The 12,112-nt window shown below is 38.3% G+C and carries 9 protein-coding genes; 3 read left to right on the top strand and 6 right to left on the bottom strand.

From position 1 onward, the window contains the following. The first annotated feature begins 70 nt into the window (after positions 1-70). Positions 71-1,720 carry a group II intron reverse transcriptase/maturase gene (ltrA, locus tag EA365_11930; GenBank protein ID TVQ43719.1) on the top strand — a complete coding sequence of 550 codons (1,650 nt, stop codon included), beginning with the start codon at positions 71-73 and terminating at the stop codon, positions 1,718-1,720. A gap of 140 nt (positions 1,721-1,860) precedes the next feature. On the opposite strand, the gene EA365_11925 is transcribed toward ltrA, so the two are convergent. The 6 genes from EA365_11925 to EA365_11900 all read right to left on the bottom strand — a co-directional run bounded on the left by EA365_11925 (position 1,861) and on the right by EA365_11900 (position 10,480). Then, entirely contained in the window at positions 1,861-4,413 is a 2,553-nt protein-coding gene (locus EA365_11925) for a DUF3458 domain-containing protein (GenBank protein ID TVQ43718.1), read from the bottom strand. A gap of 60 nt (positions 4,414-4,473) precedes the next feature. Beyond that, the gene (locus tag EA365_11920; GenBank protein ID TVQ43717.1) at positions 4,474-4,917 is read right to left on the bottom strand and encodes an anti-sigma regulatory factor; all 444 of its coding nucleotides are present in this window, start codon (positions 4,915-4,917) and stop codon (positions 4,474-4,476) included. Between the two features lie 252 nt (positions 4,918-5,169). Then, positions 5,170-6,519 (bottom strand): 23S rRNA (uracil(1939)-C(5))-methyltransferase RlmD, encoded by a 1,350-nt coding sequence (gene rlmD, locus EA365_11915; GenBank protein ID TVQ43716.1) that lies wholly within the window; start codon positions 6,517-6,519, stop codon positions 5,170-5,172. A 13-nt stretch (positions 6,520-6,532) separates the two neighbouring features. Continuing rightward, complete coding sequence (locus EA365_11910; protein TVQ43733.1) at positions 6,533-7,687, bottom strand: response regulator; 1,155 nt, start codon at positions 7,685-7,687, stop codon at positions 6,533-6,535. 89 nt (positions 7,688-7,776) lie between these two features. Further along, positions 7,777-8,223, bottom strand: a complete 447-nt coding sequence (locus tag EA365_11905) for a response regulator (GenBank protein TVQ43715.1) — start codon at positions 8,221-8,223, stop codon at positions 7,777-7,779. After that, complete coding sequence (locus EA365_11900) at positions 8,195-10,480, bottom strand: GAF domain-containing protein (protein TVQ43714.1); 2,286 nt, start codon at positions 10,478-10,480, stop codon at positions 8,195-8,197. The genes EA365_11905 and EA365_11900 overlap by 29 nt, the downstream gene beginning before the upstream one ends. A 485-nt stretch (positions 10,481-10,965) precedes the next feature. On the opposite strand from EA365_11900, the gene EA365_11895 reads away from it, so the two are divergent. Together EA365_11895 and EA365_11890 are read left to right on the top strand one after the other, a co-directional pair. Beyond that, positions 10,966-11,550 (top strand): ferrous iron transport protein A, encoded by a 585-nt coding sequence (locus EA365_11895; protein TVQ43713.1) that lies wholly within the window; start codon positions 10,966-10,968, stop codon positions 11,548-11,550. Next, positions 11,543-12,112, top strand: a complete 570-nt coding sequence (locus EA365_11890; GenBank protein ID TVQ43712.1) for a metal ABC transporter ATPase — start codon at positions 11,543-11,545, stop codon at positions 12,110-12,112. The genes EA365_11895 and EA365_11890 overlap by 8 nt, the downstream gene beginning before the upstream one ends.

Here is a 12,112-nt window from a genome sequence, read left to right as displayed (position 1 = left end):
AGCAGACTTACTCTATGTACTATACGAAAGAAACAATGACAAAGAAACTTAATGGAATCAGAAGTTAGATATGACACACGTTATAAATGGAGAAACCAAACAGCTGAAAGACTGGTCGGAAGTTAATTGGAAGGCGGTAAGAAAAGCTGTTAAGAATCTAAGACAAAGAATCTTTCGTGCTAGAAGACTTGGTCAATGGAAGCAGCTAAGAAGACTGCAGAAGTTGATGTTACGTAGTTACGCAAATCTATTGCTGAGTGTTAGACAAATTACTCAAGTGAACCAAGGCAAAGGTACTGCAGGTGTAGATAAGGAGGTAATAATAACACCTGACGACAGAGTAAAACTTGTGAATAACTGGGAAATGGCGACAGCAAAACCCACGCGACGGGTTTATATACCTAAAAAAAACGGGAAGAAACGTCCCCTAGGAATCCCAACCGTAAGGGATAGAGTCGCACAAGCAATAGTTAAAAATTATCTGGAGCCAGAATGGGAAGCAGTCTTCGAGGGAAACTCCTATGGGTTTAGACCAGGAAGAAGCTGCCAAGATGCTATAGAGCAATGTTTCAACAGATTACACGCACGCTCAAAAGATAGATGGGTTCTAGATGCGGATATTAAAGGTTTCTTTGATAATATTGCCCATGAATCTGTTCTCAAAGAAGTAGGTTCAATACCACATGGTGAACTTATTAAGGAATGGTTAAAAGCTGGATTTATGGACGGCGGGAAGTTATTCCCAACAGAAACTGGTACGCCTCAAGGTGGTGTTATAAGTCCTCTATTAGCTAATATTGGATTGCACGGGTTGGAGGAATCCATAAAAGAATACAACCCAAAGCTAGGCATCATCAGGTATGCAGACGACTTTGTTGTGACAGCAAGAGATAAAGAATCTTTGGAAAAAGTACTAGTCCAGATAAAGCAATGGATGTCAGAGAAAGGTCTAAGTATCAGCGAGGAGAAGACAAGGATAGCCCATATTGATGAAGGTTTCGATTTTCTCGGATTCAACCTACGCCATTATGGTGGCAAGCTATTGATTAAACCAATGAAGCAGAAAGTATTAGAATTCTGTAAAAAGGTCGGGAAGACCATTAACAGTATGAAAGCTGCCACTCAAGAGGATTTAATTAAAGCCATCAATCCCCTTCTTCGTGGTTTTGCTAATTATTATCGAGGAGTAATTAGTAAAGAAACCTTTAGCTACATAGATTATAGGGTCTATAAATACCTCTGGAACTGGTGCAAGCGTAAGCACCTAAAAAGACGATTAAAATGGGTTAAGAATAAATACTTTCATTTCTATAAAGGAGATAGTTGGACATTTATGTGTCGTGGAGCAGGAAGAAGGGAAGGTGATGAAAAACTCATTGTACTCTACAAGCTTGCTAGTACACCAATTATGAGGCATGTAAAGGTCAAAGGTGATGCGTCACCTGATGATGCTTCGCTCCGAGAGTATTGGATTAAACGCAGAGAAAAAACAGGAAAATTATACTGGGCGAAAGGTTCTAAGTATGAACTGATAGCCAAAGAACAAATGTGGAGATGTACTGTTTGTGGAGAATCCTTATTCAATGGAGAAAAAATAGAAATCCATCACATAGTACCTGTTAAGGATGGAGGAACTGACGACGCGGTGAATCTAGTCCACCTACACAAAGCGTGTCACAAGCAGGTACATAGTAAATCCAAGTCCAAAGGCTCGAAATAGTGCATGAGCCGTATGATTAGAAATAGTCACGTACGGTTCTTAGAGGAGGGGAAGAGGGCGACCTCTGAACCTTACTCAACTAAATACTGCACATGCACTCATGAAAGGAAGAAGGTGTGTAGGTCGGTGAGCGTCAAAACTTAGGTTTCTAGCTTAGCTAGACGACTTTTTAACTCCTGGTTTTCTTGTTTTAACTTGTCGATTTCTTGTCTTAATTCCTTAATCGCTTGATCTGAACCCATTTTTCCTTGTACTTTAGTTTTAGCTTCTGAAGCAATACGTTTAATTCTACCGTCGGGGGATTGAGAGGCTAAGTTGTCGAGAATTTCGAGGGCTTGGGGATGCTGTATTTGTCTTAAAGCACTAGTAACGGCTACTTGGGTGAGATAAAAGCTTTCTGAGGCGATATCTTCTAGTTTTTGCAAGATTTTCTCGATTTTTTCTGGTTTTTGACCACTAGCAACCGTTCCTAAAGCCCGAATTGCAGCTAGACGTAAGGGTTGAGGTATGCCTCTATTGGTGTATTCTAGAATTAAATCAGCAGCTTCAGGGGAGGTTTTTAATTGACTTAAACCAGCGATCGCCCCACTTCTGACTACTTCATTCCACCCTGGTTGATTGTTTAAAACTTCTGTAAGTAGTTCGATGACTTCTGATTGTTGTTTTTCTAGATTTCCTACTACTATTGTTCCTAAAGATTTAGCGATCGCGGCTTCGTTATAATAACTACTATCTCCTTGAGAGAGTAATTGTTTGAGAGTATCGTAGCTAAGAGTGGTTTTAAACTTAGCCAAAGCTGCGATTACTTCTCCTCTGACTTGAGGATGATCATCATTTAAACCTAAGAGTAATGCGTTGACAGCTTGATCTAGTTTAATTTTACCTAATTGTTTAGCTGCTTCTTTACGTACACCCCAAAAGCGATCGTTAGTGAGAGATTGTTGTAAAGCTGTGATCGCTTCTAAGTTACCTTTTTTGGCGATCGCTATCCCTGCGTAAATTCTACTAACAGGATTGGGATCAGATTTTAGTTGGGCTTTTAACTCCGCTAAAGCATAATCTAGAGAGACGGTTTTCAGGTAATTATTACCCACATCAAAGCTGATAAAATCTGGTTTCTTCTCTAGAGGAAAATAAAAACTCTGTTGATACTCTAACAGATTGAGAGTAACTGTTTTTAACTCTACCTCTTCTCCTTCTACATAACCAAAAGCTAGGGGTATAGTCAGATTAAATAACTCTTTGGGATTGTCTTTACCCTGGGTTTGGGTTATTTTCACTTCAGCGAGTTTATTTTTATTATCCCAACTATAGTTAACTTTAAAATCGGGATGACCACCTCTAAACACGTATTGATCAAAAAGAGAATTGAGGTTATATCCTGTAGTTTTCTCGATTGCCCTTAATAAATCGATAGTTTCTACGGTTTGATGGGCATTATCGTTAACAAAAGTCTTAATCGTCGCGTCAAATAACTCATCTCCTAAAATAGTACGAATCATATGATAAACACAAGCACCTTTTTCATAGAGATGGCGATCGTATAATTCGATCGCTTCTCGATAGACATTAGTTACAATAGGACGACGATAGCGGGTAGAGTCTTCTTGTAGATAATTGCGTGCTTCTCCCAACAGATAATAAGCTGCATCATCCTGACCATATTCTACCTCAGTCCAGAGTACCTCAGCATAAGAAGCCATTCCCTCTTTTAACCAAGCGTGTGACCAATGTTTAATCACTACTAAATCACCAAACCATTGATGGGCTAATTCGTGTGCGACTAAACTTTCAGTACGTCGGTTATCTGTAGCTGCTTTAGCATCTAAGAGACAGCGGTCTGTTAAGATAGTAGTAGAGGTATTTTCCATCCCTCCAAAGATAAAATCATCTACACAGACTTGAGCATATTTAGGGTAAGGATAGGGATAACCAAACTTCTGACTAAAAAACTCGATCATCCTAGGTGTTTTACCCATACTGCGTTTAGCATCTTCTTCCCCTCCTTTTTCTACATAGTAGTTTACGGGTATATCACCCCATTGATCGGCAATTACCGCAAAATCTCCTACAGCGAGAGTCATGAGGTAGGTAGGGTGTACTTGTTTTTGCAACCAGTGATAAATAATCTCGTTATCTTGACTTGAGGTAGAGATTAATTCACCATTAGAAATTGCAAGATAGGGTTTAGCTACTTTAACTCTAATCTCTGAGGTAGCTAATTGTCCTGGATAATCAAAACAGGGAAACCAATAGCGGGAGTCTTCGTCTTCTCCTTGAGTCCATACTTGGATTGGTTTATCGGGGTAATCTGAATCGGGTTTAATAAAATAGATACCTCGTTGGGGTTGGATCACTTGATAGGCGATCGCTAGTTGGATGGTTTCTAAACCAGTAGGTTGGATCAGATGTATGTAAAGTTTTTCCCCATCGTAATCAAAGGGTTGACTAATACTATCGACTAACACTGAGTTTATGTGCAAATCCACTCCATCGAGGGTTAATTCTTCTATCCCTTGACGTAGGGGTTTTAAACTCAGATAACAAGTTCCTGTTAGACTAGCTTGAGTCAAATCTAGACTAATATCTAAAAAGATATGTTCAACTTTTCCTGGTTTATCGGGATTATAGTGTGGTTTTGCACCTGGTAACTCAAAAGATTTAGGTTGTTTTTCGTTTACGTCGTTATTCATACTAATACTCAAAAAAAAGGCGGTTTAATATTTAAACCCCTTACTGTTTTTCTATTGTAGTTAATTTAAGTCTGAAGCACAATTAGTATTTTTGCATAGTCTTATTTCTGTTCCTTGATGATTCCAGTGTACTTGGTCAAAGATTTGGTGTAGGATACACATCCCTCTACCGTTTTCTGCTTCTTCGGAAGGATAAATTCCCTCTTCTAAATTAAGTTCACAAAAACATTGGGTATCAAACCCACAACCTTGATCCGTAATGATCCAGGAGTATCCTTCTTTAGTTTGAGAGAATTGTACTACTACTGTTTTACTCGGATCTAGTTTATTACCGTGTTTAGCAGCATTGACTAAGGCTTCTTGTAAACCTAGCCTAATCTCTGCTTGTAATTCAGAGGGAATATTAGCTAGTAACAGGTCTAGTATAGGGTATAAATACAAAGTAGATGCGAAACTCATAGTACTCCACTTTGTCTTCTTGAGAGGTAGCGAGATAGCAATCACAAGTTTTTACCTCTTATTATTAATAGTTGGACTTAGTTGAACGTAAGGTTAGTTAATAGGGTAGGGTTCAGAGTTATCCTAGTTAAATCATTGTTTCTTTTTAGGTTGTAATGAGCTTTGGGTAAAGAGCAATAGACTTTACCCCAAAAGCTATCAAGTTTTGCTGTTTGTAAACAATTAAGTTTTAAGAAATAACTTTAAAAAGTCTTTAAAAAACTTATTTGTCCACCTAGGTAAATTATAGCATAACAACTAACTTTTTTCTAAAAAAGCTACCACTTCAATATGAGCAGTTTGAGGGAAAAAGTCAGCAGGTTGAGTAAAAGTGAGATGATAGAGATTATCTTGACAAAGTAATTGGAGGTCTCTAGCGAGAGTTGCGGGTTGACAACTGATATAAACTAACTTCGGGGGAGAAACTTTGCGGATAGTTTCAATTACCAGGCGATCGCAACCTTTGCGAGGAGGATCGAGAAGAAGAATATCAGGACGAGAAAATTGAGATAAGAGGTGTTCTACTGCACCTGCGTAAAAAGTTACATTAGTGATATTGTTGAGAGATGCGTTAATTTTTGCTTGTTCTACCGCGGTTTGTTGTACTTCAAGTCCAATAGCTTGAGCTACTTGTTGAGCTAGAGGTAGAGTAAAAGTACCTATACCACAGTAAGCATCCAAGAGAGTTTCATGACCTTGGAGACAGAGACGTTGACGAATAATGGTTAAAAGCGCTTCAGCGGTTTCCGTGTTAACCTGAAAAAAAGTATCAGGAAGTAAGCGTAACTCCAACCCTGCAAAAATTTCTCTCAGATAGGGTTGTCCTGCAATATTACGAGTTTCTCGACCAAAAATAACATTACTTTTACAGCGATTAAGATTTAAGGAGACACCAACTAAAGCGGGGTAACGTTCTAACCAGATTTGAGCTTGAGGTACAATATCTGGTAAATCCCAAGTGGTAGTAACTAAGGTGAGTAAAATCTCTCCTGTACGTCTTCCTACACGCAAAGAGAGATGACGCAATTGTCCCACACCAGTTAAATCCTGATCAATAGTCCAACCCCGTTGTTGAATATCTTGTTTTAATTCACTCAACAGAGAGTTAAAGCGAGAATCCTGTACAGGACATTGATTGAGATTAATTAACTTATGAGTTCCCTTGCGATAATAACCCGCTTGTACTTGTTGAGTTGCAGACAAACCAAGAGGATAGGTAACCTTATTACGATAACCGAGGGAGTTAGCTTGTGTGAGAGTATCAGCTACTTGTACATTAGAGAAACCCCCAACCCTGATTAAACTTTCTTCCACCTGGTGACGTTTTACCTGAAGTTGATAGTCATAGTCGATATGTTGCCACTGACACCCCCCACACTTATCAGCTACGATACAATAGGGACGAACACGGTGAGGAGAACTAACTAAGAGTTTTTCTAATCTTGCTTCGCTATATTGTTTACGCAGACGTAAAATACGCACTAAAACGCGATCGCCTATCACTGTATCCCGGACAAAAACTACGCAACCGTTAACACGTCCTACACCCTCACCTTGATGATTAAGGTCTTCTATCTCTAATTCTACTAATTCACCCTGTGCGATCATCTATTTTTTGTCTTCACGTAAGATAGGGTAAGGTAACTGTAAAAGTTGTCCCCACTCCCAATTGACTAACTACCTCTATTGTACCCCCATGAACCTGCACACAATTTTTAACAATTGCTAAACCTAAACCTGTTCCCGGGATATTGTCCACATTATCACCACGGTGAAAGGGTTCAAATAAAGCGTGTAAATCTATTTCAGGGATACCAATCCCTTGATCTTTAATCTCCATGATTACTATTTCTCCTTGACGTTGAAGATTTAATATCACTACTCCTCCATCAGGAGAATATTTAATCGCGTTAGAAAGTAAGTTATATAAAATATGTTTAAGTAGCTGTTCATCCCACAAACCCGAATTTAACTCACCTTCACTGATAAAAACCACTTTATGCTGACTATTGAGAGTTAATTCCAACTCTTCGAGTAATTGACGACAAAATGGTTCTAAAGGTAAAGACATTAGGTCACAATCTAATCTACCCGCTTCAGCTTTACCTACTAATAAGATTTCATCGAGTAAACCTGTTAAATTTTTAATCGCGTCACGAATGCGTTGATATTGTCTAATCTTTTGTTCAGGGGTTAATTTTTGCTCATGGTCTTCAAGTAGTCCTGTAGAGAGTAGAATAGTGGTTAGAGGATTGCGAAAGTCATGAGAAATCATCGATACTAATTCTGCTCTAAGTTGATTTATCTCTTGTGCTTTGATTAAATCCTCTTTTTGTTTTTGTACTTCTTGGCTAAGATGTTCATGAGCTTTACGGAGATTTTCTGCGCTTTGTTTTCTCTCAATGGCATAATAGAGAGAGCGTACTAAAGAATGTAAGTTAACTTGTCTTTTGATTAAATAATCTTGCGCACCTTGACGAACTGCTTCTAGGGCTAACCTGTCATCATTAGTATTAGTAAGTACTACCACAGGAATACTAGGAGCATAACAGTTCAAGGGTATTAGAGAAGCTAAACCCTGACTATCTGGTAGAGTTAAATCTAATAAGATCACATCGAAATTGTCACTCTTAATGAGTTCGATCGCCTCTTTTAAACGCTGTACATGAACTAGCGTAAAAGTATTACCATTGGCATCTTTGAGAATCTCATGTAATAATCTCGCTTCAGCCAAGTTATCCTCAATCAACAAGATTTTTACTGAACTTGTCAACATGGTTTCTTTACTTTGCTCCCCTTCTTCACTAACTCGGGAGTATATATCAAGAAAAAAGAGAGGAAAATTTCCCAATCTTTCCCTCTTAACTAATCTAATGGTAGAGTAACAGTCTTGAGCCAGAATTCCTCAATTCCTTTAACTATCTCAAACAACTGACTCAAATTCCGAGATTTAGTGATATAACAGTTTACGTGTAAATCGTAGCTGTGAAAGATATCATCTTCGTTCTTTGAGGTTGTTAAAACTACTACAGGAATACGTTTGAGTTGGGGATCTGCTTTAATTTCTGCTAACACTTCTCGACCGTCTTTACGGGGTAAATTCAAGTCTAACAGAATAATATCAGGACGTCGAGCGTCGGCGTACTCACCTTCTTGACGTAAGTACGCCATTGCTTCCACCCCATTTTTGACCGCTACGATTTCATGAGGTACAACGCTATTTTTTAAAGCTTCTTCAATCAGACGAACATCAGCTTTATTGTCCTCTACTAGGAAAATGAGTTTAAGCTTTTCGCCCTCTTCTAAGCTCACGATCGCGTCCTCCTACTGGAATAGTAAAATAGAATTTTGCCCCTTGATCTAACTCTGATTCTACCCAGATTTGACCTCGGTGACATTCTACTATTTTTTTACAAATTGCTAAACCCATACCTGTACCTGGGTATTCATCTCGGGTGTGTAATCTTTGGAAGATAATAAAGATTCGTTCTGAAAATTGGGGATCTATACCAATTCCATTATCTTCTACAGAGAATAACCACTCTTCTTCTAGTCTAGTTGCACTGATCTGAATTTTAGGTGCCGCGTCGCTGCGGAATTTGATCGCATTAGCGATTAAGTTTTGGAATAACTGCATTAACTGAGTTTTATCAGCCATAACCGTTGGTAGTGGTTCAGAAGTAATGACAGCTTGATTATCTTTAATGCGTCTTCTGAGGTTACCTAAAGCCATTTCTAGGGGTGTTTGGACATCGGTTAGTTCAAATTCGATCGCTTGGGTATCAACGCGAGAATAGGCTAAAACGTCGTCTATCAGGGTTTGCATCAGACTTACCCCTTCTACCGCGTAACCGATAAATTCTTTAGCGTCTGTATCTAGTTGACTGTTATAGCGCATCTCTAGTAACTGTACATAGTTAGCTACTTGATTTAAAGGTTCTTGTAAATCATGAGAAGCTACATAGGCGAATTTTTTCAATTCTGAGTTAGATCTTTCTAAATCGTGGGCTAGTTGCGCTAATTCATCGGCTTGGCGTAGAATAATATTGATAATAGCCTTTCTTAATTCTAAAGCGGCTTTAATTTCTACTTGTTGCCAAGATAAAGATTTTAGTCTAACTGTTTCTTTCCACAGTTCAAAGGATTTACGCGGAGATAGTTTTAGGTTACCTTCTTTATGTTTAGCTTCGTAAGCGTGATTAGGATTACCTCCCCAATTGACAGTCTGAATAACTTCTGGTCTGAACCACAAGACGAAGTTTTTACTAGATATCGGTATAGCCAATAAACCACTACCTAAGTCTTTATATTTATCTGCGTCGGGATAAACTCTCGCCAAGGAATCGGTATAAAATACCTCTCCATCGACGTTTTTACGTAACCATAGCACTAATAGGTTTAAATCCTCTTCTGAGGGAACTTTACCGATAACCGTCCATTTATTACCAAACAGAATCGCTGCACCTTTAGCACTAGTTAACTCTAACAGGTTAGGTTGATGTTTGGTCAACCCTTCAATAAAACTTTCATCGTTAGACATATAGTCTATCAACGCTGTTTGTATATAAGTTAATTTCATCCGATAGTTATAGTCTTCTGTTTCTTCTCTTGCTGATATTTCTGAGAAGATGACTTGTCCTAAAAATTCGCAAGCTTTACGCAATTCGTAAGGTACGTATTTAGGTGTACGATGGTGACAAGCGATTAAACCCCAGAGTTTCTCGTCTTTAATTAAGGAGATAGTTAGAGATGCTCCTACACCCATATTGTGCAAGTACTCTAAGTGACAACCAGATGCACTTCTCAGGATAGAATGGGTTAAGTCTAGAGGGTTATTTTCTTGATCATCAGCTGCTTTGACTAAACCAACTCCTTCTGCGTGACTATCGGGAATTAAGCGAATCCAGTTAGAAGCGAATAATTTACGCGCAGCTGGGGGTATATCTGATTCGGGATAGTGTAAACCTAGATAGGGTTCTAATTCTGGTACTTTTTCTTCAGCTAGGACTACTCCGTGTCCATCTGCTGCAAATTTGTACAACATCACGCGGTCAAATTCTGTTACTTTGCGCACTTCTTTAACGATTACTTCACAGAATTGTTTTAAGTTAACTGTTTCGAGAAGTTGCTTGATGGATGCTTTAGCTAAGTGATAGAAACTTAAAAAGGGGATATTTTCTTGAGCGAAAGCGGGTTCTAGTTCTAAAATCAATAAACCGTCACTATTACGATGGAAAACCGCGTCAAAAACTACGTATTCATCTCCGCTTTTTCTTGCCCATACTTTGGTAGGATTGATAAAGTCTAGATTATCTTGAGCTAATCCCTGTTTAATTCCTTCTGTTTGAAATGGATCTAATAAGTCGTCTAGGGTTTGACCTAGTATATCTTCTAATCTTAGACCAAATAGTCTAGAAGCATTGGCTGTGATTTGTACTATAGTTAATTCTGGTTCACTTAATACCATTAACACCCCGTGGGGTTGAATCAGATGCTGTTGGGGAATAGTTTCATTTCCTGTATAAGCCAAGTTCTCGGATTCTTGGCTAGAATAATTCAATTGTACCATTTCTACTTTCCTCGTGTAGATTTAAAATAACAAGCTCTTTCGGTAGGAGTTAAGTTGTCTCTGCGGTGCGAAAGCGCACTCCTGACAAAATTACACTTTTTTCCCTTTTACCTCTTCCCTCTTCCCTTTTCTCTATAGTAAGTGAATGCTTATCAACCTAAATATAGGGAGAGCCATACTTTTGCTCACTAACTTTAGTATAGATCAGTGATTCGATAGACAATTCTAGAAAAAACCTTAAGATTTAACTAGATTTCATATTTAAGAAATTCTTAAGGAAAATTTTGCTTCCTTTAGGTATAATCTTAAGATATACTTGAGAATAATTACTAATTAGTTATTACTCGAGTTAGCAAGTAGTTTAATGCTACACTCGAAAAAATCATGTTTTGGTAGGCATTTGAGCCAATCAAGACCGATATTCTCACGATTATCAATTTTTACAGAAAAAATTTATTAAAAATAACTAGCAAAAAGGTGGTTAAATGGATTGGCAGATAAATGACAGTCAGCAAAGTTGGAGTTTTTCTTACTTTGGTGGATCTAGTGAGCAAGAAGAAGGGGTAAATCCTGGATCTGGTTACCCCTTAGCAGAAGCTGCAATAGGTAAACGAGTCTGGTTAATTGGATCTCAAGGAAAAAAAAGCATGGAGCATCTCTTATCAATGGGATTAACTACGGGGATGGAAGTAACAATAGTTAGCCGTCAACCAAGTGGTTCAGTTGTAGTAAAAATGAACAATAAGCAAATCGGTATAGGAGCAGGATTAGCTCAAAAAGTTTGGGTTAGAGATGAACCTTTTACAGCAGAAAGCAATATCAAAACATTCTTAGGAGAAATGCCAGAGGGTACAAGATGTATAGTTGTAGGGTACGACAAGGCGAGATGGGGTTACAGAGGAAAATTAGTTTCGATGGGATTAACTCCAGGAGCAGAATTTACCGTGCTTAAGGTAGGTTCAATGGGTCACCCAATTGATATCCTACTCAATGGATTTCACCTAAGTTTACGCAAACAAGAAGCAGACGCTCTCGTAGTTGAAACAGTAGATGAGGAGAAAAATGACTGAATTAACCGTATCAACATTAAACAATCAAACCGAAGAAGCAACAGAAGCTAAAGTAGCCGAATTTTTACAAGAACATCAAGAAATTGAGATGATTCTACCTGTGGTAATTGGCATATTTGCTACTAGTCGTTTAGGATTAAGAGGCGCTAACGCTTTGTTGGCTAATTTGTTAATCGCGGGAATATCTCGACAAATTTTTCAACAGCTTAAAAAAACTCAAACAGAATCAACCACAACACCACCAGAAGAGAATAACCAAAAGCAAAACAACGAAATTGCTCAAGGTTATAGCATTATTCATTCAGTACCTGGAAGAATCCGTTTAAAGATTGAACGTTTAAGGGATGACACCTTATTTGCTAAACGGTTAGAAAGATTACTCAACGAAAATGAATATGTACTCAAAGTTAGAGTAAATCAAGCCGCAGCTTCAGTAGCAATTAATTATGAAGCCTCGGGAGCATCAGAAATGGAATTAGGTATGCAGCTATTGAATATTATCAGTAGAGCAGAAGCAGAAGAAACAATCACCTCTCCTGGTGTAGAAAATAATCAAATTTAG

Source organism: Gloeocapsa sp. DLM2.Bin57, from assembly GCA_007693955.1.
In the GTDB taxonomy this organism is placed as follows: Bacteria; Cyanobacteriota; Cyanobacteriia; order Cyanobacteriales; family Gloeocapsaceae; genus Gloeocapsa.
This window is presented reverse-complemented; position numbering and strand designations above follow the sequence as displayed.

Coding starts and splice junctions, on each gene's coding strand:
- EA365_11890 (TVQ43712.1), top strand. CDS start 11,543: ATGACTGAATTAACCGTATCAACATTAAACAATCAAACCGAAGAAGCA.
- rlmD (TVQ43716.1), bottom strand. CDS start 6,519: ATGATCGCACAGGGTGAATTAGTAGAATTAGAGATAGAAGACCTTAAT.
- EA365_11910 (TVQ43733.1), bottom strand. CDS start 7,687: ATGTTGACAAGTTCAGTAAAAATCTTGTTGATTGAGGATAACTTGGCT.
- EA365_11895 (TVQ43713.1), top strand. CDS start 10,966: ATGGATTGGCAGATAAATGACAGTCAGCAAAGTTGGAGTTTTTCTTAC.
- ltrA (TVQ43719.1), top strand. CDS start 71: ATGACACACGTTATAAATGGAGAAACCAAACAGCTGAAAGACTGGTCG.
- EA365_11925 (TVQ43718.1), bottom strand. CDS start 4,413: ATGAATAACGACGTAAACGAAAAACAACCTAAATCTTTTGAGTTACCA.
- EA365_11900 (TVQ43714.1), bottom strand. CDS start 10,480: ATGGTACAATTGAATTATTCTAGCCAAGAATCCGAGAACTTGGCTTAT.